Source organism: Burkholderia sp. AU30198, assembly GCF_020419825.1.
Classification (GTDB): Bacteria; Pseudomonadota; Gammaproteobacteria; order Burkholderiales; family Burkholderiaceae; genus Burkholderia.
Genome location: NZ_JAIZSA010000001.1, coordinates 284,998 through 311,057 on the forward strand (window position 1 = coordinate 284,998; position 26,060 = coordinate 311,057).

Annotated in this window: 22 protein-coding genes; 13 read left to right on the plus strand and 9 right to left on the minus strand. The window is 67.2% G+C overall.

What is annotated here, in order from left to right:
- Positions 1-14: 14 nt before the first annotated feature.
- Positions 15-2,258 carry a TonB-dependent receptor gene (locus tag LGN19_RS01215; RefSeq protein ID WP_174963035.1) on the minus strand — a complete coding sequence of 748 codons (2,244 nt, stop codon included), beginning with the start codon at positions 2,256-2,258 and terminating at the stop codon, positions 15-17.
- A gap of 323 nt (positions 2,259-2,581) precedes the next feature.
- Here LGN19_RS01215 and LGN19_RS01220 point away from each other — a divergent pair, with 323 nt between their 5' ends.
- Entirely contained in the window at positions 2,582-3,646 is a 1,065-nt protein-coding gene (locus LGN19_RS01220) for an asparaginase (protein WP_226212908.1), read from the plus strand.
- A gap of 105 nt (positions 3,647-3,751) precedes the next feature.
- Here LGN19_RS01220 and LGN19_RS01225 read toward each other — a convergent pair whose 3' ends face one another.
- On the minus strand, positions 3,752-4,726 hold the full coding sequence (locus LGN19_RS01225; RefSeq protein WP_226212909.1) for a LysR family transcriptional regulator: 975 nt from the start codon (positions 4,724-4,726) through the stop codon (positions 3,752-3,754).
- A gap of 141 nt (positions 4,727-4,867) precedes the next feature.
- On the opposite strand from LGN19_RS01225, the gene LGN19_RS01230 reads away from it, so the two are divergent.
- Positions 4,868-6,274, plus strand: coding sequence for an aspartate ammonia-lyase (locus LGN19_RS01230; RefSeq protein WP_226212910.1), 1,407 nt, complete (start codon positions 4,868-4,870; stop codon positions 6,272-6,274).
- Between the two features lie 107 nt (positions 6,275-6,381).
- Positions 6,382-7,893: an amino acid permease gene (locus tag LGN19_RS01235; protein WP_226212911.1), complete on the plus strand. Its 1,512-nt coding sequence runs from the start codon at positions 6,382-6,384 to the stop codon at positions 7,891-7,893.
- 53 nt (positions 7,894-7,946) lie between these two features.
- Here LGN19_RS01235 and LGN19_RS01240 read toward each other — a convergent pair whose 3' ends face one another.
- Positions 7,947-8,630, minus strand: coding sequence for an alpha/beta hydrolase (locus LGN19_RS01240; protein WP_226212912.1), 684 nt, complete (start codon positions 8,628-8,630; stop codon positions 7,947-7,949).
- Positions 8,631-8,844: 214 nt separating this feature from the next.
- Between LGN19_RS01240 and LGN19_RS01245 the strand changes: the two genes are divergently transcribed.
- Together LGN19_RS01245 and LGN19_RS01250 are read left to right on the plus strand one after the other, a co-directional pair.
- Positions 8,845-9,087, plus strand: a complete 243-nt coding sequence (locus tag LGN19_RS01245) for an antitoxin (RefSeq protein WP_043179333.1) — start codon at positions 8,845-8,847, stop codon at positions 9,085-9,087.
- A complete protein-coding gene (locus tag LGN19_RS01250; RefSeq protein ID WP_122949353.1) occupies positions 9,084-9,491 on the plus strand; it encodes a type II toxin-antitoxin system VapC family toxin in 408 nt (135 codons plus the stop codon). The genes LGN19_RS01245 and LGN19_RS01250 overlap by 4 nt, the downstream gene beginning before the upstream one ends.
- 58 nt (positions 9,492-9,549) lie before the next feature.
- Here LGN19_RS01250 and LGN19_RS01255 read toward each other — a convergent pair whose 3' ends face one another.
- On the minus strand, positions 9,550-11,037 hold the full coding sequence (locus LGN19_RS01255) for an aldehyde dehydrogenase (RefSeq protein ID WP_226212913.1): 1,488 nt from the start codon (positions 11,035-11,037) through the stop codon (positions 9,550-9,552).
- Between the two features lie 28 nt (positions 11,038-11,065).
- Complete coding sequence (locus tag LGN19_RS01260; protein ID WP_226212914.1) at positions 11,066-11,644, minus strand: thioesterase family protein; 579 nt, start codon at positions 11,642-11,644, stop codon at positions 11,066-11,068.
- A 273-nt stretch (positions 11,645-11,917) separates the two neighbouring features.
- Between LGN19_RS01260 and LGN19_RS01265 the strand changes: the two genes are divergently transcribed.
- Complete coding sequence (locus tag LGN19_RS01265) at positions 11,918-13,048, plus strand: porin (protein ID WP_226212915.1); 1,131 nt, start codon at positions 11,918-11,920, stop codon at positions 13,046-13,048.
- Positions 13,049-13,278: 230 nt separating this feature from the next.
- On the opposite strand, the gene LGN19_RS01270 is transcribed toward LGN19_RS01265, so the two are convergent.
- The 3 genes from LGN19_RS01270 to LGN19_RS01280 are packed head-to-tail and all read right to left on the minus strand — an operon-like array spanning position 13,279 to position 17,416.
- On the minus strand, positions 13,279-15,414 hold the full coding sequence (locus LGN19_RS01270; RefSeq protein ID WP_226212916.1) for an acetate--CoA ligase family protein: 2,136 nt from the start codon (positions 15,412-15,414) through the stop codon (positions 13,279-13,281).
- 52 nt (positions 15,415-15,466) lie between these two features.
- Entirely contained in the window at positions 15,467-16,624 is a 1,158-nt protein-coding gene (locus LGN19_RS01275; RefSeq protein WP_122949358.1) for an acyl-CoA dehydrogenase family protein, read from the minus strand.
- Positions 16,625-16,627: 3 nt separating this feature from the next.
- Positions 16,628-17,416 carry an enoyl-CoA hydratase/isomerase family protein gene (locus LGN19_RS01280; RefSeq protein ID WP_226212917.1) on the minus strand — a complete coding sequence of 263 codons (789 nt, stop codon included), beginning with the start codon at positions 17,414-17,416 and terminating at the stop codon, positions 16,628-16,630.
- Between the two features lie 145 nt (positions 17,417-17,561).
- On the opposite strand from LGN19_RS01280, the gene LGN19_RS01285 reads away from it, so the two are divergent.
- The 6 genes from LGN19_RS01285 (at position 17,562) to LGN19_RS01310 (ending at position 23,140) form a co-directional block, all read left to right on the plus strand.
- Positions 17,562-18,728, plus strand: a complete 1,167-nt coding sequence (locus LGN19_RS01285) for an ABC transporter ATP-binding protein (RefSeq protein ID WP_226212918.1) — start codon at positions 17,562-17,564, stop codon at positions 18,726-18,728.
- A gap of 116 nt (positions 18,729-18,844) precedes the next feature.
- Positions 18,845-19,954, plus strand: a complete 1,110-nt coding sequence (locus LGN19_RS01290; RefSeq protein ID WP_226212919.1) for an ABC transporter substrate-binding protein — start codon at positions 18,845-18,847, stop codon at positions 19,952-19,954.
- Between the two features lie 25 nt (positions 19,955-19,979).
- Positions 19,980-20,855, plus strand: coding sequence for an ABC transporter permease (locus LGN19_RS01295; RefSeq protein WP_226212920.1), 876 nt, complete (start codon positions 19,980-19,982; stop codon positions 20,853-20,855).
- A 20-nt stretch (positions 20,856-20,875) separates the two neighbouring features.
- Positions 20,876-21,670, plus strand: coding sequence for an ABC transporter permease (locus LGN19_RS01300; protein WP_226212921.1), 795 nt, complete (start codon positions 20,876-20,878; stop codon positions 21,668-21,670).
- Positions 21,671-21,708: 38 nt separating this feature from the next.
- Entirely contained in the window at positions 21,709-22,437 is a 729-nt protein-coding gene (locus LGN19_RS01305; RefSeq protein ID WP_122949364.1) for an NAD(P)H-dependent oxidoreductase, read from the plus strand.
- A gap of 64 nt (positions 22,438-22,501) precedes the next feature.
- Positions 22,502-23,140 (plus strand): MarC family protein, encoded by a 639-nt coding sequence (locus LGN19_RS01310; RefSeq protein ID WP_122949365.1) that lies wholly within the window; start codon positions 22,502-22,504, stop codon positions 23,138-23,140.
- A 76-nt stretch (positions 23,141-23,216) separates the two neighbouring features.
- Here LGN19_RS01310 and LGN19_RS01315 read toward each other — a convergent pair whose 3' ends face one another.
- Positions 23,217-24,269: an RNA-guided endonuclease InsQ/TnpB family protein gene (locus tag LGN19_RS01315; RefSeq protein WP_226212922.1), complete on the minus strand. Its 1,053-nt coding sequence runs from the start codon at positions 24,267-24,269 to the stop codon at positions 23,217-23,219.
- A 119-nt stretch (positions 24,270-24,388) separates the two neighbouring features.
- On the opposite strand from LGN19_RS01315, the gene LGN19_RS01320 reads away from it, so the two are divergent.
- Positions 24,389-25,990, plus strand: a complete 1,602-nt coding sequence (locus tag LGN19_RS01320; RefSeq protein WP_226212923.1) for a 5-guanidino-2-oxopentanoate decarboxylase — start codon at positions 24,389-24,391, stop codon at positions 25,988-25,990.
- The last annotated feature ends 70 nt before the right edge of the window (positions 25,991-26,060 follow it).

A 26,060-nucleotide genomic window follows, 5' to 3' on the forward strand; every position in this document is an offset into this window, starting at 1 on the left:
CGCCGTCAATCGCGTTACTGATAGAAGTTGAGCGTGACCATCGCCGAACGGCCCGGCGCCCACGTCGCGTAGATCGGATACGCGCTCGCGTAATACTTCTTGTCGAACAGGTTCTGCACGTTGAGCTGCACGTCCATCGTCTTGTTCACGCGCCACGTTGCGGCCGCGTCGAAGCGCGCGTAGCCGGGCGTCCATTTCTTCGTCGTCGCGGATACCGACGCATAGGTCTGGCTCATCACCGTCGCACCGGCGCCGAGCGTGAGCTTCGGCATCACGTCGTAGCTGGTCCACAGCGTGAAGTTGTGCTTCGGCACCATCACCATCGGCAGGCCCGATGCGCCCGGGCTGCCGGGGCCCGCGTCGGTCGTGATCGCGTTCAGGTACGAGTAGCCGCCGAACACGTGCCACTTCGGCGTCACGTTGCCCGCGAAGCCGAATTCGAAACCGCGCACGCGCTGCTTGCCGGCGTTGACCGTGTGACCGAGGCCGTCGCTGACGCGCGCGTTGGTCTTCTCGGTCTGGAACAGCGCCGACGTCAGCGACAGCTGATCCTGCAGCACGTCCCACTTCGCGCCGATCTCGATGTTGCGCGAGCGTTCGGGTGCGAGGTCCTGGTTCGTCGCGGTGATCTGGTCGGTGCCGCCGCCGAGGCCGCCGTTCGAGCCCGGCGGGTTTGACGACGTGCCGTACGACGCATACAGGCTCACGTTGGTCACCGGCTTGAACACGAGGCCGAACTGGTAGCTGAACAGGTTCGACGTGTTCGACAGGTCGGCGACGCCGGCCTGCTTGCCGGTCGTGTCGTAGCGGTCGAAGCGCAGCCCCGTGTTGAACTGCCAGCGCTCGGACAGCTTCACGGTATCGAAGATGTACGCGGATACCGTGTCGGTGCGCGTGTTCGTTGTCGGGCCGGGGAAGCCCTTGTCGCCGTTCAGCACGATGCTGCCGGTCCACGGCATGTTCGGGTTCCAGCCGCCCGCGAGCGGCGTGCAGTTGCCGGCCACCGAGCAGGGGCCGCCCGAGCGGATGTTGTTGCCGGCCGAATCCGACACGAGATAGCCCTCGTAGCGCGCCTGTTCATGGCTGAACTCGACGCCGGCCGTCATCGTGTGCTTCATGCCGAACAGGCTCGCGCTGCCGGTCACTTCGGTCTGGTTCGAGAAGCCGTTGAGCGCGTACTTGCCGCTCTTCGCCTGCAGGCCCAGCATGTTCGGGTTCGACGCGAGGATCTGCGGGTTCGTCGCGACGTAATCGAGCGTCGAGCGGCCGAACATCGTGGTGTTCTTCAGCTTCCAGTCTTCGTTGATCTTGTGCTCGACGCGTACTTCGGCGGTGTCGGTCTGCCCGTAGCGGTAGTCGCGCGTGTTCAGCCCGAAGAACTGCCCGCGATCGGTCGGCACCGGCGTGCCGCCCGTCGAACGGAACGGCACGCTGAAGTCCGGCATGTCGTACGAGTTCATGTGGTAGTAGCTGACCGTGACCGTGGTCGGCGTGTTCAGCCCGAACACGATCGACGGCGCGACGCCCCAGCGCTTGTTGTACACGTCGTTGCGGCCGGCCTGGTTCGCGTCGTGCCCCATCACGTTCAGGCGCACGGCCGTCGTGTCGTTGATCTTGCGGTTCGCGTCGACCGTCGCGCGCTTGTAGCCGTCGGTGCCGAAGCCGATGCTGCTGTTGATGAAGTCGTCGTTCTTCGGCGTCTTCGTGACGATGTCGATGCTGCCGCCCACCGAGCCGCGGCCCGCATAGACCGAATCGGGGCCCTTGATCACGCTGATCTGCTCGACCGCGAAGGTCTCGCGGTTCTGCAGCCCCGAGTCGCGCATCCCGTCGACGAAGATCGAGTTGCGCGATTCGAAGCCGCGGATCACCGGACGGTCGGCCGACGGGTTCGCCGCCGCATCGCCGCCGAGGAACGTGATGCCCGGCACGGAGCGCAGCGCATCCGCGAACGACGTGACGTTCTTTTCCTTGATCAGTTGCTCGGGGATCACCGTGACCGAGCGCGGCGTATCGAGCAGCGGCGCGGTGAACTTGTACGACGGCGAACGCTTCACCTGCATGTCCGACGGCGCGGACGACTTGACGTTGATCGTCGGCAGCGTCGCCTGCACGTCGGCGGACGGGGCCGGCTGGTCGGCGGCAGCGGAGGCAGGAGCAGGGGCGGTTTCGGCGGAAGCAAGCAGCGGCGTCAGGAACACGGAGCAGGTCAGTGCCGATACGAGGGCACGAGGCCTCGTCTTGAACTGGGCGGGCATATCGGGAAGCAGCGGAAGATTCGGTGAACGGGTGCGTTTTCTCGACGCCGGCCGGGCAGGCGCAGGACATCGGAAACGTCAATGTAAATGCGTATGATTCGCGTTAGCGGTCGCAATTGTACGGATTGGTACCAAATATGTAAACGATTGAATGGTTTTTGTACTAATCCGGTCAGGTTCTCGTGGGGGCGCGATCGCCTTTGCGTCGCGTGCAACACGGCTTTCCATCGCCCGGCCGGTGCGCGGCGGCGGCGACTCGATACACTGCCGTACCGGTTGGACGGGCCCCGGCAAGCAGGCCCCGAGCAAGGAGACAACACACGATGGACACCCAACGCGCAGCAGTCGTCACATACCGAGGCCATGCGATCGAGAACACGCACATTGCCCATGTGGCGGTGGTCGATGCACGCGGCAGGCTGCTGGCCCGATTCGGCGATCCGTTCCGGATGACGCTCGCGCGGTCGGCGGCGAAACCGGCCCAGGCGTTGTCGGTGATCGAGACGGGCGCGCCTGAACGCTTCGGCTTCGACGATGCGGACATCGCGCTGATGTGCGCGTCGCACAGCAGCGAGGACCGGCATATCGAGCGCACGCGCGCGATGCTCGCCAAGGTCGCCGCGCACGAATCGGATTTGCGTTGCGGCGGCCATCCGCCGTTGTCGGACGCGGTGTATCGCTCGTGGATCAAGCGCGACTACACGCCGACCGGCGTGTGCAGCAACTGTTCGGGCAAGCACGTCGGGATGCTGGCCGGCGCGCAGGCGATCGGCGCCGCGATCGCCGATTACCATCTGCCCGAGCATCCGATGCAGGTGCGCGTGAAGCACGTGGTGGCCGATGCGTGCGGGCTGCGCGACGACGAGGTCGACTGGGGCATCGACGGGTGCAACCTGCCGACGCCGGCGTTTTCGCTGGATCGGCTCGCGCGTCTCTACGCATCGCTGGCCGATGGAGCGGATACGGTGGAAGCGGGCGGTGGCGCTGTCACCGATCGCGTTCGTGCGCTGGCGCGCATTCATCGTGCGATGACGGCCTATCCGGAGCTGGTTGCCGGCGACGGGCGCTATTGCACGGTGCTGATGAACGCGTTCGACGGGCAGGTGGTCGGCAAGCTCGGCGCTGACGCGTGCTACGGGATCGGCGTGCGGGCGTCGGCGCGCACGCGGGCGTTGGGCGCCGATGGTGCGCTCGGCATCTCGGTGAAGATCGAGGATGGCAATCTCGACGTGCTCTACATGGTCGTCAGCGAACTCCTCGAGCGGCTGCAGATCGGCACGGCCGCGCAGCGCGCACAACTGGCCGGCTTCCATCGGCCGCGGATGCTCAACACGCAGGGCGTCGAGATCGGGCACGCCACGTTCCCGTTCGAATTGCAGCCGGCCTGAGCGGTGCGGCTGCGCCGCTGCCGCCGGCCCGCGACCCGGGCCGTGCGCGGCGGCGCGCACGCGCCGGCCTGCCGGTCGGCGTGAGGGGGCGTGCAGGCGCAGGCGCTACGCGCTCGCGCCGCGAATCTTCGTCAGCTCCCGCTCCGACAGCTCGCCGATATGCGCGAGGTGTTCCGCAAGAAAGTCCTTCAAGACGCGCAGCTTCGCCGAGCTGCGCCGGTTCGCCAGATACGCGATGTAGATGTATTCGCCCGTCAGCCGGTTCTGCAGCCGGTAGTGCGGCAGCACGGCTTCGAGCCGGCCGCTCGCGAGCAGGTCGCGCACCAGCCAGATCTCGAACTCGGCGATGCCGAGCCCCGCGCAGGTCGCTTCGAGCAGCAGCTCCGAATGGTCGGTGACGAGGTTGCCGGCCGGCAGCAGGCTGTGATGCGCGTCGCCGTTCACGAGATCCCAGCGCGGATCGCCTTCCGGATGCACGTAGCGCAGGCAGTTGTGTTGCTTGAGGTCGTCTGGCGTGGACGGGCGCCCGCAGCGGTCGAGATAGCCGGGCGTCGCGCACAGGATGCTGTCGTTGCGCGACAGGCGGTGGACGACGAGGTTGTCCAGGTAATTCTCGCCTTCGTGTATGTCGAGATCGAAGCCGCCGGCCACGAGATCGTTGTGGTTGTCGGTGAGCCGCACGTCGAGCTGGATCGTCGGGTAGCGTGCGAGAAACGGCGCGACCAGCGGCGCGAGATGGCGGCGGCCGAATGCCACCGGTGCGGTGAGCTTCAGCGGGCCGCTCGGTTGCGCATTCAGTTCGGCGACGACGCGCAAGGTGTCGTCGAGATCGGCGATTAGCGTGACGGCGCGTTCCAGGTAGATATGACCGGCTTCGGTGAGCGTCACGCTGTGCGTCGAGCGGTGCAGCAGCGCGACACCAAGCGCCTCCTCGATCGCCGTGACCTTGCGCGCGACGGTGGATGTCGACACGTGCATCTCCTTCGCGACCGCCGAAAAACTCCCCGTTTCGACCACTCTGACGAACGCGCGCATCGCGCCCATGTGATCGATGCCGGATTCTTTCGCGCCTTTTTTCATTCGATTCTCGCTGTTGCGTCTCACGCAAAACCGCTTTCGATAATACAGAAGCGAGCTTGTTTTTGCAAAGGCATAGAATGCGAACCCGTCGCGTTGGGAAGCGGCGAACGACGAGCGGCACGAGACACCCAGGAGGGCACGATGACAGAAAACGGCTTCCGCGTCGAAGCGGATCTTTTAGGTAAACGAAGTATTCCGAACGAGGCGTACTACGGCGTCCATACGCTGCGCGCGAAGGAGAATTTCGACATTTCGGGCCGCACCATTGCGTCGCTGCCGTACCTCGTGATGGCGCTCGCCGCCGTGAAGGAGGCTGCGGCCGACGCGAATTGCGAGCTCGGGCTGCTGCCGCAGCCGTACCGCGATGCGATCGCCGCCGCGTGCGTCGAGATCCGCGAAGGGCGCCTGCACGACCAGTTCGTCGTCGACATCATCCAGGGCGGGGCCGGCACGTCGACCAACATGAACGCGAACGAGGTGATCTGCAACCGCGCGCTTGAAATCATGGGGTACGCGCGCGGGCAGTACGAATACCTGCATCCGAACGAGCACGTGAACCTTGCGCAGAGCACCAACGACGTTTATCCGACCGCGATCCGCGTCGCGACCTGCTTCGCGGTCGAGCACCTGATCGAAGCGATGGCGCGCCTGCGCGATGCGTTCGCGGAGCGGGCCGACGCGTTCGCCGGCTTGCTGAAGCTCGGCCGCACGCAGTTGCAGGACGCGGTGCCGATGACGCTCGGCCAGGAGTTCTCGACCTACGCGGTGATGCTGACGGAAGACATTGCGCGTTTGCAGGAAGCCGGCTGGCTGATTCGCGAGATCAACCTCGGCGCGACTGCGATCGGCACGGGGATCACCGCGCATCCGCAGTACGCGGAGAAGGCGCTCGCGGCGCTGCGGCGCATTACCGGTCTCGACCTGAGCACCGCGCCGAACCTGATCGAGGCGACGCAGGATTGCGGCGCGTTCGTGCAGGTGTCGGGCGTGCTCAAGCGGATCGCGGTGAAGCTGTCGAAGATCTGCAACGACCTGCGGCTGCTGTCGAGCGGCCCGCGCGCGGGGTTCGGCGAGATCAACCTGCCGCCCGTGCAGGCCGGCTCGTCGATCATGCCCGGCAAGGTGAATCCGGTGATCCCGGAAGTCGTCAACCAGGTTGCGTTCGAGGTGTTCGGCAACGACCTGACCGTGACCTTCGCGGCCGAGGCCGGACAGCTTCAGCTCAACGCGTTCGAGCCGGTGATCGCCAGTGCGCTGTTCCGCAGTTTCAGCCATCTGACTGCCGCGTGCACGACGCTCGCGCAGCGTTGCGTGAGCGGGATCACCGCGAATCCCGAGCGGCTGCGCGAAACGATGGAGCGCTCGGTCGCGCTCGCGACTGCGCTGAATCCGTACATCGGCTACAAGCGCGCGACGGCGGTGGCGGCCGAGGCGCACGCGACCGGCAAGTCGATTCGCGAGGTCGTGCTGGAGCGCGAGTGGATGACCGACGCGCAGGTCGAAGAAGCGCTGCAGCCCGAAGCGCTGATCCGTCCGCGCGTGCTTTGACGCCGGCGGCGCGGCACCGGCAGATGCCGCCGGTGGCCCGCGCGCGATAGGTCCAGATGCGTCCCCCGCGCGGGGCGCGACACATCAAGAAACAACGGAGACTCACGATGAAACACAGCAGCGAGCGCCCGGCCGATCCGGCCGGCGGCGCGGATTCCCGTCATGCCGACCCCGATGCGATGTTCGCGTCGCACGAAGCCGGCTATGCGAAGCAGTTGAAGCCGCGGCACGTGCAGATGATCGCGATGGGCGGTGCGATCGGCACCGGCCTCTTTCTCGGTGCAGGCGGGCGCCTGCAGCACGCGGGGCCCGCGCTCGCGCTCGTGTATCTCGTCTGCGGCGTGTTCGCGTTCCTGATCATGCGCGCGCTCGGCGAGCTCGTGATGCACCGGCCGACCAGCGGCAGCTTCGTGTCGTACGCGCGGGAATTCATGGGCGAGCGTGCGTCGTTCGTCGCGGGCTGGATGTACTACCTGAACTGGGCGACGACCGGCATCGTCGACATCACCGCGGTCGCGATCTACATGAAGTACTGGGCCGTGTTCACGGACGTGCCGCAGTGGGTGTTCGCGCTCGGCGCGCTCGGGATCGTGTCGGTGATGAACATGATCGGCGTGAAGGTGTTCGGCGAGATGGAATTCTGGTTCTCGATCGTCAAGGTGGGGACGCTTGCGGTGTTCCTCGCGGTCGGCGCCGTGTTTCTCGCGAGCGGCCATCCGGTTGCGGGCCAGATGCCGGGGCTGCATCTCGTCGCGGATCACGGCGGGATCTTCCCGCACGGCATCCTGCCGGCCGTGCTGATCGTGCAGGGCGTCGTGTTCGCGTACGCGAGCATCGAGCTCGTCGGCGTCGCGGCGGGCGAGACGGCCGATGCGCGCAAGGTCTTGCCGAAAGCCATCAACAGCGTGATGTGGCGGATTGCACTGTTCTACGTCGGCTCGGTCGTGCTGTTGACGATGCTGCTGCCGTGGACCGCATACAGCGCGCACGAAAGCCCGTTCGTGACGTTCTTCAGCAAGCTCGGCGTGCCGTACGTCGGCACCGTGATGAACGTTGTCGTGCTGACCGCCGCGCTGTCGAGCCTGAACTCCGGCCTCTATTCGACCGGGCGCGTGCTGCGCTCGCTCGCGATGGGCGGCTCGGCGCCGCGCTTCGTGTCGCGGATGAACGCGCGCGGCGTGCCGTACGGCGGGATCCTGATCACGGTCGCGATCAATGCGATCGGCGTGCCGCTGAACTATATCGTGCCGGCCCAGGCGTTCGAGATCGTGCTGAACATGGCGTCGCTCGGGATCATCACGACGTGGGGCTTCATCGTCATGTGCCAGATCCTGTTCCGTCGCGCGGTCGATCGCGGCGAGCTGAAAGCCGTGTCGTTCCGGATGCCCGGCGCACCGTTCACGTCGTGGCTCACGCTGGCCTTCCTCGTCGGCGTGCTGGTGCTGATGGCATTCGACTATCCGGGCGGCACGTGGACCATCGCGACGATTCCGGTCGTCGTGCTCGCGCTGGTGGTCGGCTGGAAGCTGGCGAAGCGCGGTGCCGCGCGGGAGCAGGCGGCGGATGCGCGGGCATCTGCGGCTACGCGCGCCGTCGCCGATTCGGCACGGGGCGCCTGACGACGGTACGTGCCGGGCACGCCGGCTCGTTCGCGACCGGCGCCCCGTTACAGTCAGTTCAATCCGGCGCGTTCGCCGACCCATCGGCTGAAATCGCCGGCCATCTCCGCGGTCAGTTCGTGGCCGGCCGCGTACAGCCGCGTATCGTGAGCGACGCCGAGCGCCGTGAGTTTCGCGTCGGCGGTGTCGGCCCACGCGACGGGTAGCTTGTCGTCGAAGCGGCCGTGCACGATCAGTGCATGGAGCGGACGAAGTGCGGCGCGCGGCGCGATCAGCGGATCGATTTCAGGCAGGATGCGCCCGCACAGCACGGCGAAGGCAGCGACATCGTCCGGCGACGTGAGGCCGACGCCCGCACTCATGATGCCGCCCTGGCTGAAGCCGGCGATCACGGTCGGCAAGGCGGCGTCCGCGTCATCGCGGGCGTGGAAGGCACGCAGCAGCGTGATCAGCTGGGTGCGGCTTGCGTCGGCGCGGGCCGCGTCGATTTCGGGGCCGTTCGGGCCGAAGCGCACCGGAAACCATGCGTACTGGCCGGGCCCGAACGTGAGCGGGCCGCGCAGGAATGCGATCTCGATGCGCGGATCGATGATGCCGGCCAGGTTCAACAGGTTGGTTTCGTTGCCGCCGACGCCATGCAGCAGCAACAGGCGGGCAACGGGGCGGCCGGCGGCCGGGCGGAGCTGGTACTGGAGGCCCGACTCGGGATCGGTGGTCAGCGGCAGGACGTCGGTCATTGCGTGGGTCCGGGAAGGGAGCGATGCGACAGTCTAGAGCGTGCGGGCGGGGAGGTGAATCGCTGGATGGCGATTGATTGTTTCCTGGCGAGAATGAATCTGGTGCTCCGCGGCACCCGGCCGGTTGTTGTCCATATGCCGATGGGATGACTCGTCAACGGGACGCATCGTTGCTAAAATAGATACATTTTGTAGATACGTGGTGGGGGTGGGGATGGATACTGCCAAGATTTTCAAGCATGGCGGATCGCAGGCTGTCCGTCTGCCGAAGGATTTCCGCTTCGAAACGACCGAGGTACGGATTCGTCGCCACGGGTCATCCGTCATTCTCGAACCGGTGCCGCAAGACTGGGCGTGGCTCACGCCGCTGATCGGCCCGGTCGACGCCGATTTCGAGGCTGCCGCAACGACCGAGCCTGCCGCTCAGGAGCGCCCGGGTCTGGACGTATTTGAATGAAATTTCTGCTGGATACCAATGCGGTAATCGCCATCATGAAAGGCGAGCCGGCCATGCTGGCCCGGCTGCGCACGTATCAGCCAGCGGATTTCGGCATGCCGGCGATCGTCGCACATGAGCTCTATTACGGCGCATACAAGAGCCAGAGAGCGGCAGCGAACGTAGCGCGTGTCGAGGCACTTCAGTTCGAGGTGGTGTCGTTCGATGCGGAAGATGCCCAGCATGCCGGAGCGATTCGTGCGCAACTGACCGCGGCTGGAACCCCGATCGGTCCGTACGATGCGCTGATCGCAGGGCAGGCGCGCGCCCGGCGTCTGGTGCTTGTCACGCATAACATGCGCGAGTTTTCACGAGTCCCGGAGCTACAGGTCGAGGATTGGCTCGCCGAGCCGCGTGAAAACTGATCGCCTGGCGGTCATGCGGTAACGGGAGCGGGTTCGTCCTGCGGGCGCCGCCCGGACCTCACCGCAACCGAATCACCGTCGACTTCAACTCCGTATATTTCTCCAGCGCGTGCAGCGAGTTGTCGCGCCCGTTGCCCGATTCCTTGAAGCCGCCGAACGGGAAGTTCATGTCGTCGGTTTCCTCGTAGCCGTTCACCCACACCGTGCCGGCCCGCAGCCGGCGCGCGGTTTCGTGCGCGGTCGTCAGGTTGGCCGTCCACACCGATGCCGCGAGCCCGTAGCGCGTGTCGTTCGCGTGCGCGATGGCCGTATCGAGATCGTCGAACGCCGTGACCGCCAGCACCGGCCCGAAAATCTCCTCGCGTACGATCCGCGCGTCGGCACGCGGGCAGTCGAACACGGTCGGTTCGACGTACTGGCCGCCGCTCCCGGTGCGTGCGCGCTTGCCGCCCGCGAGCAACGTCGCTTCGTCGCGGCCCGCATCGACGTAGCCGAGCACGCGCTCGACCTGCGCGGCATCGATCAGGCTGCCCATGCGCGTAGTGGGCGACAGCGGATCGCCGGGCGCGTACTCGGGTGCGATCGCGAGCACGCGCGCGACGAGTTCGTCACGGATCGCACGATGGACGAGCAAACGGGAGCCCGCCGTACACATCTGCCCGGTGTTGTAGAACACCGCATGCGCGACGGTGCGCGCCGCGCGTTCGAGGTCCGGACAATCGGGCAGCACGATCTGCGGCGACTTGCCGCCGAGTTCGAGCCACACGCGCTTCAGGTTCGAATCGGCCGCGCAGCGCGCGACCTTGTGGCCGACCGCGGTCGAGCCGGTAAATGCGATGCAGTCGACGTCCGGATGCCGCGCGAGCGCTTCGCCCGCATCGCCGAAGCCCGGCAGCACGTTCAGCACACCGGCAGGCAGCTCGGCTTGCGTGGCCAGCGCGGCGAGCCGCAGCGCACTGAGCGGCGATTTCTCCGACGGTTTCAGCACGACGCTGTTGCCGGCCGCGAGCGCCGGCGCGCATTTCCACATCGCGATCATCGCGGGGAAATTCCACGGCACGACCGCCGCGACCACGCCGATCGGCTCGCGCGTGACGAGCCCGACGAGATGCGCGTCGGCCGGCGCGACTTCGCCGCCCGTCTTGTCGATCGCTTCGGCGAACCACTCGGCGCAGTACGCGGTGGACGGGATGTCGATCGTGGTCGTATCGCCGATCGGTTTGCCCGTGTCGAGCGTTTCGAGCAGCGCGAGATCGTCCGCGTGCTCGCGGATCAGCGCGGCCCAGCGCAGCAGCACGCGCTTGCGTTCGCGCGGCGACGCGTCGCGCCACGCACCGCTTTCGAACGCGCGCCGCGCGGCTGCGACCGCGAGGTCGGCGTCGGCCTGCCGGCAATGCGCGACCTGCGCGAGCGTGCGGCCGTCGATCGGGCTCGTGCACGCGAAGGTGGCGCCGTCGTGCGCGTCGCGGAACGTGCCGTCCACGAATGCGCGGGAATCGATGTCGAGCTGGCCGGCGCGCGTGCGCCAGGCGTCGTTCGTCTGCATGGGAACACTCCGTCGTGGGTCGGCGAGATCAGCGTGAAGCGGGCGTGAGGCGGCGGATCGCGATCGCGCGGCCCGCATGCGGCTCGTGCGGCGCGCGCGCATGTTCGGCGTGAATCGCGTCGAGATGCCGGCGCATCGCGGCAGGGAACGGCGCGGAGCGCTTCGCGCGCATGTCGACGTGGGTCAGCAGTTGCTCGCCGGTCGCGAGTTGCGCGCCCGTCGTCGCGTGATGCATCGAATGGAACACGTGCAGCCGCCGGTCGTCCAGGTCGAGCAGCCGTACCGTGAGCCTGAGCGGTTCGCCGAGCATCGCTTCGCGCAGGTGGCGGATGTGCGTTTCCGCCGAGTAGATCGAGCAGCCGGCCTCGCGATAGTCGTCGTCGATGCCGAAGTAGCGGAAGAACGCATCGCTGCTGTCGCCGAACACGAGCAGATAGCACGATTCGCTCATGTGGCCGTTGTAGTCGACCCACTCGGGCTGCACGGTGCAGCGATGCAGTTCGAGCGGCGTCGCGATCGGCGCGGCCGGGTCGTACGGGCGCGACTTCTGTCCTTCGTAGGCCGAGCGCAGGCGCGGCTCGGCGGCGGGGCTGAGGGTGGTCGTCATCCAGTGCACTCCGAGGTTCGGAACGGGCCCGCACGTCGTCCGCGGGGGCTGCCGGTCGATGTTATGACGGGTTGAACGTTTTTTCAATAAAGATATCGCCGATGCGTGTAAACACCGGTGCCGATTCGCCTCTCTATAGATTGAACATTCATTCAACGAAACCTATACTCGCCAGCGCCGCGATGCCGAAGCGAAGCAGGGCGGGCGGCGCATCTGCACGATACGCACAACGAAAAATCGATCCGCCTCGCGCGGAAACCGGAGACACCGAAAATGAAGAAGCGCTTCCTGCTGGCCGGCATGATGTCGGTGATGGTCCACGGCTATGCACACGCCCAGAGCAGCGTATCGCTGTACGGGATCATCGACGGCGGCATCACCTACGTGAACAATACGGGCGGCGGGCATGCGTACCTGTTCGACGACGGCGTGTCGTACGGCAACCGCGTCGGCCTGATGGGCACCGAGGATCTCGGCGGCGGCAACAAGGCCGTGTTCAAGCTCGAGAACGGTTTCCGGCTCGGCACCGGCAAGCTGAACCAGGGCGGCGCGATGTTCGGGCGGCAGGCGTACGTGGGGCTCGGCAACGACTGGGGCACGCTGACGTTCGGCAACCAGTACGACTTCGCATTCGATTTCACCGCGAACTACAACGTCAGCGCGTTCGGCAGCGGCTACGGCGTGCACCTCGGCGATTTCGACCGCCAGAGCGGCGACCGGTTGCAGAATGCGGTGAAGTTCGTCAGCAACAGCTTCCACGGGCTCGTGGTCGGCGGCATGTATTCGTTCAGCAACGATGCTGGCAGCTTCCACGACGGCAGTGCGTGGAGCCTGGGCGCGAGCTACACGCACGGCGATTTCTCGGCAGGCGGCAACTACACGCGGCTCAACGCGCCGCGCCGGCTCGCGGCGCTCGATCCGTATGCGCAGATGGGCGTGACGACGATGCTCGGACAGACGGTTGCGACCGTCGATCCGGCCACGGGCGCGGTCACCGACCTGCACGATTCGACGCCGTTCTCGATCGACTCGCAGTCGATCTTCGGGATCGGCGCGTCGTACACGCTCGGCAAGCTGACGCTGAACGCGGATTTCAGCAACACGACGTTCAAGGGCTACGGGCAATCGTCGACGATGCGCGTGTACGAGGCGGGTGGCGTGTACCAGGCGACCGCGCCGCTGTCGCTCGTCGCGGGCTACCAGTACACGACGTTCGAAGGCCATCACTGGCACGAAGTCGCGCTCGGCACGCATTACGCGCTGTCCAAGCGCACCGACGTCTATGCGGCCGTCGACTGGATGCGCGCGTCGAACGGCGTCGATGCGGTGATCGGCTACAGCTTCACACCGTCGACGAGCCGCACGCAGGCCGCCGCGCGTATCGGCATGCGGCACAACTTCTGATCGTTTCTCCTGTATGGGCCGGGCAGGGCCGGCCCCGTCGACCCGGCCTGGGCCTGCGTCGAACGGTGACGTCGTTGCCGCGCTGCACTAGGCGCCCGGCGACGATTGCGTGAGCACGGGCGGCGCGATCGGCGAGCGTCATTGAACGAACCGCGGCGCAGCACCTCGCACACGGCCGCGCACGGTTGCCGCCGGCCCGCTCGGGCGATGCATGAGCGGGCCGGCGGGTGTCAGGCGTCGAGCCTCACCAGCGCATCGACGGCCACCGCGCCGCGCTCCATCACCAGCAACGGATTGACGTCGAGTTCGACGAGCGTGTCGGCGTGCGCCTGCGCGAAGCGCGCAATCGCCATCACGTTCGCCACCACCGCATCGAGATCGGCCTTCGGCCGTCCGCGATAGCCGGTCAGCAGCGGGCCGAGCTTCAGCCCGAGCAAGGCGTCGCGCACGTCGTTTTCGCGCACCGGCAACAGTAGCGTCGCGGTGTCGCGGATCAGTTCGACCAGCACGCCGCCGGTGCCAAGCACGAGCGCGAGACCGAAATTCGGCTCGCGCTTCACGCCGACGATCAGTTCGAGCAGCGGCGCGTCGGCCATCTTCTCGACGAGGATGCGCTCGACGGGCACGTCCGGCGCGTAGTGCGCGACCTGTTCGGTCATCCGCTCGACCGCGGCGGCGACGGCGTCGGGCGACGCGAGCTTCAGCGCGACCGCGCCGGCCTCGGTCTTGTGCGGCAGGCGATCGCTGACCACTTTCACGCAGACCGGAAACCCGAGCCGCTGCGCGGCGGCCGGTGCATCGGCGGGCGCGACGCATTCCGCCGACGGCACGTCGAGCCCGTGCGCGGCCAGCATCCGCTTGCTCGCCCATTCGTCATGCAGCGTCGTGGCGTCATCGCTGCCGCCGCCGTTGCCGGCCCGCAGCACCGGCAGCGCGTTCAGCGCATCGGCGTCGAGCACGCGGCGGCGCGTGTCGCCGTAGGTCATCGCCGCGCCGATCGCGTCGATCCCGTCGGCGAGCCCCTGCAGCGGCGCGATGCCGGCCGCGGCCATGCGTGCCGCGTGATCGGGCGGCGTGAGGTCCGGAAACACCGAGATCACCGCGCCGACCACGCCATGCTGGCGTGCGGATGCCGCGAACGCGTTCGCCGCGATGTCGCACAGCGGTCGTTCTCCGGTCGCTTCCTGCGGATAGTCGAGAATCATCGCGGCCGCGCCGGGGCGGTCGGCGAGCAGCGCGTCGCAGCACGCGCGCATCTTGTCGGGGTCGCCCCACGGCGTCGTCGTGAAATCGAGCGGGTTCGCGATCGTCGCGTATGAGGGCAGTACGTTGGCGAGCGCGTCGCGCCCGGCGTCACCGACCGGCGGGAACGCGATGTTGCGCGTGTCGCCGAGATCGGCGACGAGCCCCGCGTCACCGCCCGATGTCGCGAGCGCGGCGAGCGTGCGGCGTTCGGGTATGCCAGCGATCGCGAGCAGCTTCAACGTTTCGACGAGGCCGACCGGGTCCTTCACGCGGATCACGCCGAGCCGCCGGAACAGTGCGTCGTACAGCGCGTCCGAGCCCGCGAGCGAGCTCGTGTGGCTGATCGCGAGCTGCGCGCCGAGCGCCGACGTTCCGCTCTTCAGTGCGACGATCGGCACGCCGCGCGCGAGCGCGCGGGCGGCGGCCTCGCTGAAGGCGCGCACGTCCTTCAGCCCTTCGAGATGGACGCCGATCGCACGGATGCGCGGATCGTCGACGAATGCATCGACGAGGCGCGCGATGTCGACCGACGCCTGGTTGCCGACGCTCGCCAGGTACGCGAACGGCACCGAGCGTGCGCTCATCGACAGGTTGTACGCGAGGTTGCCGCTTTGCGTGATCACCGCGACGCCCGATTCGACGCGCGGCGCGCCGTGCGCGACCGGCCACAGCGCGCTGCCGTTCAGGCCGTTGATCAGCCCGTAGCAGTTCGGCCCGAGCACGGCCATGTCGCCGGCCGCGTCGACGAGTGCCTGCTGTAATCCGGCGCCGTCGGCGCCCGTTTCGGAGAAACCCGACGCGTACACGATCGCGCCGCCGGCACCGCGTTCGGCGAGCGCGCGCACGACGTCGATCGCCTGCCGCGCGGGGACCGCGACGAACACCGCATCGGGCGCGGCGGGCAGGTCGGCGACGCTCGCATGGCAGCGCACGCCGTCGATCTCGGCATGGTTCGGATTGACGAGCCAGATGTCGCCGGCAAAGCCGTAGTCGCGACAGCGCTGCACGGCGCCCGCGATGCCGCGTCCGCCGACGAACGCGATGCTGGCCGGCTCGAGCAGCCGGCGCAGGTTGGCCGCGGCGGCGGCACGGCGATCCCTGGCTTCAGGGGAAGAGGTCATGATGGTCCTTTCTGAACGCGCGCCGGCTTGCGCGCCGGCGCGACGATTCGCGTCAGCTGTAGCGTCGGAGGATTTCCTTGGACAGGATGTGGCGCTGGATCTCGGACGTGCCTTCCCAGATGCGCTCGATGCGCGCATCGCGCCAGAAGCGCTCGATCGGCAGTTCGTCCATCAGCCCCATGCCGCCGTAGATCTGCACCGCGTGATCGGTCACGCGACCGAGCGTTTCGGTGGCCAGCAGTTTCGCGAGCGCGGCGTCACCGTCGGTCATCGTGCCCAAATCGAGCTTTTGCGCGGTATAGAGCGTGACGAGTTCCGCCGCGCGGATCTCGGTCTGCATGTCGGCGAGCTTGAACGACGTGCCCTGGAAATCGCCGATGCGCTTGCCGAACTGATGGCGCGTCGCGGCCCATTCGGCGGCCATCTCGAACGCGCGCTGCGCGCGGCCGATGTTGTTCGCGGCGACCATCACGCGGCCGGCGGTGAGCCAGTCGTTTGCGAGCTCGAAGCCACGATGCTCTTCACCGAGGATCTGCGCGGCGCTCACGCGGCAGTCGCTCAGGAAGATCTCCGACTGGTGGTAGCCGCGCAGGCTCGTGCAGTGCGGGCCGCGGCGCACGGTCATGCCCGGCGTGTCCTTGTCGATCAGGAAGCAGGTCACGCGCTTGCGCTTCTGGCCGCGCACTTCCTCCTCGCCGGTGACGGCGAACAGGATCACGAAGTCGGCGGTATCCGCGTGGCTGATAAAGTGCTTGCTGCCGTTGATCACGTAGTCGTCACCGTCGCGTACCGCGCGCGTGCGGATGCCCATCGCGTCGGAGCCGGCACCCGGTTCGGTCAGCGCGAAGCAGTCGACGCGCTCGCCGCGCACGGCCGGCTTCAGGTAGCGCTCGATCTGGTCGCCCTTGCACGCCATCAGGATCTTGCTGGGCCGCGCGACGAACACGTGCAGCGCCCAGCTCGTGCGGCCGAGCTCGCGCTCGACGAGCGCCTGCGTCACGTAGTCGAGACCGGGCCCGCCGGCGCTTTCCGGCATGTTGAACGCGTAGAAGCCGAGCTCGAGCGACTTGCGGCGGATCGAATCGGCGAGCTCGGGCGGCACGTCGTCCGCGCGATCGACCGCGAATTCATGGGGCTGCAGTTCCTTCTCGACGAACTGACGCAGCGACGTCACCAGCATTTCCTGCTCTTGGGTCAGCGAAAAATCCATGAATCATCTCCCGACAAAATGGGGTGCGCGACCTTCGACCGACGCGCGAAGCGCTTCCTGGCCGTCCTCGCTGTGACCGCAAGCGACGCCGGCTGCCAGCTCGCCGCGCAGTTGCTCGGCGAGGGTATGTGTGAGCGACTGCGCGAGCAGCGCCTTGGTATGGCCGAACGCGACGCTCGGCCCCTGCGCGAGCCGCGCGGCGAACACGGTGACGTGCTCCGCGAACGCATCGACGTCGACGACTTCGGAGACCAGTCCGGCCGCGAGCGCATCTTGCGCGCTCCAGCGTTCGTTCAGGAAGATGAAGCGGCGGGCGACGTCGGGGCGCGCGATGCGCGGCAGGAACCAGCTTCCGCCCATGTCGGGGCTGTAGCCCATGCCCGTATACCCGCAGCGCAGTGTCGCGGCCGTGCTCGCGATGCGGAAGTCGCACGCGAAGCCGATGTCGGTGCCCGCGCCGACCGTCGAGCCGTTCAGCGCTGCGACGGTGGGGCGCGGAAATGCGGCAAGCGCCTGCACGAAACGGTGCGCGCGTTCGGTCCACCCGTAGGTATCGAGTTCGCCGTTGCGCTCGGCCTCGGCCCATTCGTCGACGTCGGCGCCCGCACAGAACGCACTGCCGGTGCCGGTCAGCACGACGCAGCGTACGGATGAATCGTTCGCGAGCGCTTCAAGCGTCTCGCGAAGAAAGTCGAGATGCGGCCGCGCGAGCGAATTGCGCTTCGCCGGGCGGTTCAGTCGAAGGGTCACGACGCCGTCGTGCCGTTCGATTCGGATGTCCTCGATGCTCATGCTGATCACTGTCTCCTGGTTGTTGTGTGTCGGGGTGTGTCAGAGCCGGCAAGGGTCGCCGCTACTTGCGGACCGCATTTCGGCATAGTATAAGTTCTGTTAAATGAACGTTCAACCCAATTGTGAGTCGACCAGGAGACACACGATGAGCGCGGTGATGGAGACGTCGGCAGGTGTGGAGGAGGGGAGGCACGGAGCGGAGGCGGCGCGCACGGCATCGGCCGCGCGCATCGTGAACGGCGCGGGCCTGCAGATCGATCGCGTGTCGAAGCGCTACGGCAGCGTGCATGCGCTGCGGGAAACGTCGATCGAGATTCCGCGCGGCGAATTCCTGACGATCCTCGGGCCGTCGGGTTCCGGCAAGACGACGCTGCTGACGATCGTCGCGGGCTTCGAGCATCCGACCACCGGCGACCTGCGCGTGGGCGGCCGCAGCATCGTCGCGTTGCCGCCGGAGAAGCGCAACTTCGGGATGGTGTTCCAGGGCTATGCGCTGTTTCCTCACATGACGGTCGAGCAGAACGTCGCGTATCCGCTGATGGTGCGCAAGCAGAAGGGGCCCGACGCGGTGAAGCGCGTGAAGGCCGCGCTCGATCTCGTGCGGCTCGGCCATCTCGCGGATCGCCTGCCGCGCCAGTTGTCGGGTGGTCAGCAGCAGCGCGTCGCGATCGCACGCGCACTCGTGTTCGATCCCGATCTCGTGCTGCTCGACGAACCGCTCGGCGCGCTCGACCGCAAGCTGCGCGGCGAGGTGCAGGTCGAACTGAAGGCGCTGCACGAACGGCTCGGCGCAACGTTCCTGTTCGTCACGCACGATCAGGAAGAGGCGCTGTCAATGTCGGACCGGATTGCGATCATGCGCGACGGCCGGCTCGAGCAGATCGGCACGCCGGATGGGCTCTACGAGCAACCGGCCAACCGCTTCGTCGCGGACTTCCTCGGCAAGAGCAACTTCATCGAAGGCGTCGCGCTCGGCGGCGATGCGGCGGCGACGCATTATCGCGTCGGCGATGCTCGGTTCGTGGCGCCCGCGTGCGGCGCGCGGGCCGACGACACGCTGCTGTTCGCGCTGCGCCCCGAGAAGGTCGCCGTGTCGGCGACGTCGTGCGGCGGCGCGCACAACGAAGTGGCGGGGCGCATCCGTCACTGGAGCTATTTCGGTTCGTCGTACCGCTTCGAAATCGAGACGTCGACGCTCGGCTGCGTGACGGCGGACGTGCCCGCGTGGCGCGGGCTCGCGTCGCCGCGCACCGGCATGGACGTGTTCGTGCAGTGGGAGCGCGACGCGACCTGCCGGATCGCGGCCGACTGACGCGGCGAACGCTGCATCCCGCGCGACGCGGCGCAGGCCGTCGTCGCCGATCGATTCACCGGTGCCCGGAAACGACGAGATGCGTGCGGGCGCTGCCCAGCCCTGGAGGAGACACCATGACGAACCGCCATCTGCAGGACCTGCTCGACCAAGCACGCGAGCTCCAACCCGTGACCTCGCAGCGCCGCCGCGATTTCCTGCGGCTGTGCGCGGCAGCCGGCATCGCGCCGACGCTGCTGTCGCTCGGCGCGAAGGACGCGCTGGCATCGAACCCGAAGGAAATCGTGCTGAGTGCATGGGGCGGCGAAGCGCGTTCGGCGTTCCGCTCCGCGTACATGGACCCGTTCACGAAGGCGAGCGGCATCAGGATGGGCTACGACTCGTCGCCGGAGGACGGCAAGATCAAGGCGATGGTCGAGAACCGGAACGTGATCTGGGACGTGATGGACCTCGACGGCTTCGCGGCGATCAAGCTCGGCAAGCAGGGCTTCCTGCGGCCGATCGACTACTCGGTCGTGGGCCGCAACGCGCTGCCGGGGCTCGCATCGGACTTCGGCGTGCCGTCGTACCTGCTGAGCTACGTGCTCGTCTACGACGCGCGCAAGTACGGCGCGAATCCGCCGAAGAACTGGGCCGATTTCTGGAACGTCGGCAAGTTTCCGGGCAAGCGCGGGCTGTGGAAGTGGATGGGCGGCGCGCTCGAAGCCGCGCTGATGGCTGATGGTGTCAACAAGGACAAGGTCTACCCGATCGATGTGCCGCGCGCGCTGAAGAAGCTGAAGGAGCTGAAGTCGAACGTGCTGCTGTGGGACTCGGGCGCGGACAGCCTGCAGTTGCTGCGCAACGGTGAAGTCAGCATGGCGTGCATCTGGCATACGCGTGCGAACGTGATCCAGCGCGAAAGCAGCGGCTGGTTCCGCTATACGTGGGAGCAGGGGCTCGCGTCGTGCGACGTGTGGGGCGTGCCGAAGAACAACCCGTCGGGCGACGCCGTGTGGCAGTTCATCAAGTTCGTGCAGGGCGTCGAGCCGCAGGTGCGCCTGCTGTCGCTGCTCGGCAACGGGCCGGTGACGCCGGCCGCGACGGCCGCGGTGCCGCAGGCGCTGCGCGCCGACAACCCGGGCACGCCGGAGAACTGGGCGAAGCAGTGCAAGGTGAATCCCGAGTGGTGGGCGCAGCACTACGAAGCGACGCTCGCGCAGTACACCGACCTGATGTCGTCCTGAGCCGCCGCCTCGTGAGCGTGACCGCATGAATACCCTGTCTACTCCCGTCGCGGGCTCCGTCCCGCTCGGCCGTGCGAAGGCCGACCGCTACTGGCTGCTCGTCGTGCCGCTGCTCGCGGTGCTGATCGTGCTGTACGTCTATCCGCTCGTGCGCGTGCTGTGGCTCGGCTTCACGGTGCCGGAGCTCGGCCTGCAGAACTATGCGCGGCTGCTGGAGAACCACGGCGTGCACCGCGTGCTGTGGACGACGCTGCGCGTGTGCGCGGTCACGACGGTCTTTTCGGTCGCGCTCGGCTACGCGATCGCCTATGCGATGGCGCATGTCGGCCGGCGTCAGCGGATGGCGCTGATGTTCGGGTTGCTCGTGCCGTTCTGGGCGTCGGTGCTGGTGCGCGCGTTCTCGTGGCTGTTCCTGCTCGGCGAGCAGGGGCTCGTCAACACGCTGCTGATGCGCATCGGGCTGATCGACGCGCCGCTGCCGCTGATGCGCAACGAGATCGGCGTCGTGATCGGGATGATCCACTTCATGATTCCGTATGCGGTGCTGCCGCTGTACGCGAACATGAAGGGCATCGACCCGCAGCTCGCGCGTGCGTCGCAGGGGCTCGGCGCGGGTGCGTTCGTCACGTTCCGCAAGGTGTATTTCCCGCAGACGCGGCCGGGCATCGTCGGCGCGGCGATCCTCGTGTTCATCTTCTCGCTCGGTTTCTACGTGACGCCGGTGATTCTCGGCGGCGGCCGCACGGTGATGATCGCCGAGTACATCAGCACGCAGATCCTGCAGCTCGTGAACTGGGGCAGCGGGGCGGCGCTCGCGTCGCTGCCGCTGGCGTCGATCCTGGCCGCGCTCGCGCTGCTCGCGCGTTTCGTCGATCTGCGCGAGCTGTTCGGCGCGCGCTGATTCGAACGGAGGACGAACCGATGAAGAACCGAATGACCGCAGGGCGCGCGCTGGTGGTCGGTGTCGCGTGGGCCGCGATCCTGTTCCTGATGCTGCCGCTACTCGTGTCGGTGCCCGTATCGCTGACGCCGAGCGACTACCTGTCGATGCCGGACGGCGCGCTGTCGTTGCGGCACTACAGCGTGCTGCTCGACGACGACGGCTGGGTGTCGAGCTTTCTGCAAAGCGGGCTGATCGCGCTGGTGTCGTCGGCGATCTCGGTCACGCTCGGCACGCTGTGCGCGATCGGGCTGTGGAAGGTCGCGTCGCGGCGCGGCGAGTTCGTGCGCGGCGTGATCCTGTTTCCGCTGATCGTGCCGCCGATCGTATCGGCGCTCGCGTTCTATCGGCTGTGGGGCGAGCTCGGGATGCTCGACAGCCTGCCGGCCGTGATCCTGTCGCACATCGTGCTGTCGGTGCCTTACGTGGTGGTGGCCGTGTCTGCGTCGCTCGCGACCGTCGGCCTGCGGATCGAGCAGGCGTCGCGCAGCCTCGGCGCGAACCTCGCGCAGACGCTGCGCTATGTGATCCTGCCGTCGATCCGGCCGGGCGTGCTGTCGGCGGCGGTGTTCGCGTTCATCCTGTCGTGGGATGAACTGGTCGTCACGCTGTTCATCTCGAGCCGGAGCGTGTACACGCTGCCGCGCCGGATGTGGGACGGGATGCGCGAGGACGTCGATCCGGCGATCGCGTCGGTGTCCACGCTGCTGCTCGTCGCGACCTGCGTCGCGATCGGCCTGTCGCTGCTGCGCAAGCGCGCAGCCGGGTCCGTCTGATTTCCCCATTACGTTACGTTGCGGAGAAGCATTCCATCATGAAAGTCCTGATCGTTCACGCCCATCCCGAACCGCAGTCGTTCACCACGTCGATGCTGCACCGCGCGGTGAGTACGCTCGAAGCGCAGGGGCATACCGTGACGGTGTCCGACCTGTACGCGATGCAGTGGAATCCGGTTGCGAGCGCGGCCGATTTCGGCGTGCGCAAGAACCCCGACTATCTCGTCTACGCGCTGGAGCAGCGCGAGAACGTCGCCGCGAATGCGATCGCGCCGGACATCGCCGCGGAACTCGACAAGCTGGCCGCATGCGACCTGCTGATCCTGAGCTTCCCGCTGTTCTGGTGCTCGGTGCCGGCGATCATGAAGGGCTGGATCGACCGCGTGCTCGTGTCGGGCAAGGTGTACGGCGGCGTGCGCTTCTACGATCGCGGCGGGATGCGCGGCAAGCGCGCGTTGCTCGCCTATACGTGCGGCGGCCGCGACTACATGTTCGGTGCGGACGGCGTGCACGGCGAAATCGACCTGATGCTGCGCCACGTGCTGCGCGGCACGCTCGGCTACGCGGGCTTCGACGTGCTGCCGTCGTTCGTCGGCTATCACGTGCCGTATATCGGCGATGCCGAGCGCGCGGCCGTGCTCGACCGCTACGACGCGCATCTGGCGCAGCTCGACCGGCTCGAACCGATGGCGTTTCCGACGCTCGACGACTTCGACGGCGACATGCGGCCGCGCGAGCGCGCGCCGCAGGAAGCCGCGCAGGACTGACCGCGACACCCGGCCACGATGCCGATGCGCCTCTCAACCCTCCGACCGCATCCGAGTTCGAGCGATGACCCTGACGTCGAGCGACGTGCTGCTGTTCCTGACCGGCCTGCTGACGCTGTTCTGTCCGCCGGTCGCGATCCCGATGTACGCGGCCGTCACCGGGCATTTTCCCGACGTGACGCAGCGGCAGATCGCGTTCAGGCTGTTCGCGTGGATCGCGGCGCTGATGGTCGGCGCGGTATGGGGCGGGCAGTTCCTGCTGCGTATGCTCGGCCTCACGCTCGGCGCGCTGACGCTGACGGGCGGCCTCGTGCTGTGCCTGTGGTCGATCCCGATGATGCGCGGCACGGCCAACGACGAACGCAGCGGCGGCGACCGGCGGCTCGAATATGCGCAGTGGCGCAACTACATCGCGGTGCCGCTGATCTTTCCGCTGTCGATCGGCAGCGCGGTGATGTCGCTCGTGATCACGACTGCGACCCGCTTTCACACGCCGTCCGACCTGCTCGCGCTGAGCGCGGCCTGCGTGCTGCATGCGGGCGTGATCGGGCTCACGTACGCGTGCTCGGCATCGTGGTGCCGGCGGCTCGGCGAGATCGGCAGGACGCTCGTCGAGCGGCTGTCGGGCATCGTGCTGACCGCGATCGCGTTCCAGATGCTCGCGCAAGGCGTGCGCGAACTGCTGCCGGGGCTCGCGCACTGACGGCGGCCGCGCCGGCCGGTACGCGATCCGGAAACCTACCTTGAACGATGGAAGCAAATTGACGTCCTCCTCAGGCCTAAAGGCGGAGGATTCCCACAGCTGGCGATGCACGTCCGCATCGGAGAATGTTTCGGGCAGCGTTGATATCACGATCATGTGCGACACCACATTCACTGCAAACCCACTCTCTTATTCGCAGCCCTGCGATACCTTTCGGCCGCGTCGTGCTGTCTTTCGACCCGCACGCCGAACAGGACTGGGTAGAACCGCTTTCGTCGACTTCCTCGAACGTGGCCCCGTGCGCGATCGCTTTGTAGCGGAGCTTGTTTCGGAAGGACGACCAGGATGCGTCGTAGATGCTCTTCGCCATCCTGGTTTTGGCGAGTTGGGCGGCAGATACGTTGCCAACCGCGATGTAATCGAATCGCCGCACCAGATCGAGCGCGAGCTTGTGCTGGAAGTCGGCGCGGGCATTCGCCACCTTCGCGTGCAGCTTCGCAATGTGCCGCTTGTGCTTTCGCGCACGTTGGGCTTTCGCCAGCTTTTCGGCTGCACGCCGACCAAACCGGTCGTTCGGCAGCTTTTCGCCGGTCGAAAGTGTGGCGAAGTCTTTCAGGCCAAGATCAATACCGACACCCGAACGAATCGGGCGCACCTGAACATCGGGTATCTCGATCACGATGTTGAGAAACCAGTTGCCGCGCGCATCTTGCGCGAAATTGGTTCCGTCCTTGATCTTGCCCTCGGGAAGCGGGCGGTTGTTGAACACGCGGAACGTGTTGCCGGCAAATCGGAACGCGTCGCCTTCACGCTTCAAATCACGGCCCTTCAGCGGCACCCAACCAAGCGATTTCCTGCCGCGATAGCGCAAGCAAGGACGTCGGCTCTGGCTGCGAGATTTCGCGTACTGCTCGCAGGTTGCGTTGATCGTGCCGGAGTGGATGCCGAGCGCCTTGCTGCTCCCCGTCGTCAGCACGTTCAGATCGAATCCCGTCGGCCACTTCTTGCTCCACTTGAGCGCGTGCTTCTGTGTGTCATTGCAGAAGTTCCAGACGTAGTTCACCGCACGGCTCTGCTTGTTGAGCAGTCCGTTGAGCGACTTCACGCGGTAGCGGTAGACAAGGATCATGCCGGTGATCCTAACCCGTGGAAGAAGCTGCCTGTCAACAGCACTCCTTTCCTTCCCGCCATTCGCCTCGAAGGAAGTCCCCTTGAGGGAAATGGCGGGGTCTCTCGGAGCAAATTCTGATGAAAACAGTTGGCATGTATCTCGTCGACCTGCTCGCCGCATACGGCGTCGATACGGTGTTCGGCATTCCCGGCGTGCATACGATCGAGCTGTATCGCGGCCTGGCCGGCAGCGGGCTGCGTCACGTGAGCGCGCGCCACGAGCAGGGCCTCGGCTTCATGGCGGACGGCTATGCGCGCGCGACCGGCAAGCCCGGCGTGTGCTTCGTGATCACCGGCCCCGGGATGACGAACATCGCGACGTCGATGGCGCAGGCGTATGCGGATTCGATTCCGATGCTGGTGATCTCGAGCGTCAACGCGTCCGGCGATATCGGTTCGGGCAACGGCCATCTGCACGAACTGCCGGACCAGCACGCGTTCGCGGAGAACGTCGCCGCGTTCAGCTATACGGTGCCGCGCGCCGACGCACTGCCGCAGGCGATCGCGCGCGCGTTCGCGGTGTTCTCGGGCGGCCGGCCGCGCCCGGTTCACCTCCAGATTCCGCTCGACGTGCTCGCGGCGCCGGCCGACACGTTGCCGCCGGTGCCGGCTGCGCCCCCGCGCATCGCGCCCGGCCCCGCGTCGGCCGACGGCATCGACGCACTGCGCGCGAAGGCGGCGGCCGCGCGCGCGCCGCTGATCCTCGCGGGCGGCGGCGCACTCGACGCGGCCGCCGACGTGCGCTGGCTCGCGGAAACGCTCGACGCACCGGTCGTGATGACGATCAACGGGCGCGGCGTGCTGCCGCCCGCGCATCCGCTCGGCATCGCGTGGTCGGCGTCGAGCGACGCGGTGCGCGCACTGATGCGCGACAGCGACCTGATCGTCGCGCTCGGCACCGAACTCGGGCCGACCGACTACGACCTGTACGCGACGCGCAGTTTTTCGATGCCCGCGCCGCTCGTGCGGATCGACATCGATCCGCAGCAGCTGTGCCGCAATGCGGTGCCCGCGCTGCCTTTGCTCGGCGACGTCGGCGAAACCCTGCGCGCGCTGCGGCGCGTGTGGCCCGGCGATACGCACGCGCAGGCGGATCGCGACGGCGTCGAACGCGCGGTGATGTGCCGTGCGGCGGCGCGACAGGAACTGAACGACGAAATGCGGCGCGATCTCGCGCTGCTCGACAGCGTGCGCGACACGCTGCCCGATGCGGCGATCGTCGGGGATTCGACACGCATCGTCTACGCGGGCAACGTCGGTTTTGCGGCGCCGCGCCCGCGCAGCTGGTTCAACGCGTCGGTCGGGTTCGGCTCGCTCGGCTACGGGCTGCCGGCGGCGGTCGGTGCGAGCCTCGGCGATGCGTCGCGACCGGTGGTCTGCATCGCCGGCGATGGCGGATTCCAGTACACGCTCGCGGAGCTCGGCACGGCGGTGCAGCATCGTGCGCGTGTGATCGTCGTGCTGCTGAACAACGGCGGATACGGGGAAATCAAGCGCGCGATGGTCGACGGCGGCGTCGAGCCGGTCGGCGTGGATCTGCATACGCCGGATTTCGTCGCGATCGCACGGGCGTATGGATGGGGCGCGCAGCGGGTCGAGGAGGGTGGGTCGCTGGCTGGCGCACTCGGTGAAGCAGCGGCGCACGATGCGCCGTATCTGATCGAGATCCGCGCGCGCTGAGAACACGAACGGCCTCGCAATGCGAGGCCGTCGTGGGTGCCGCCGGATGGCCGGCGGCGATCCGGCAGCC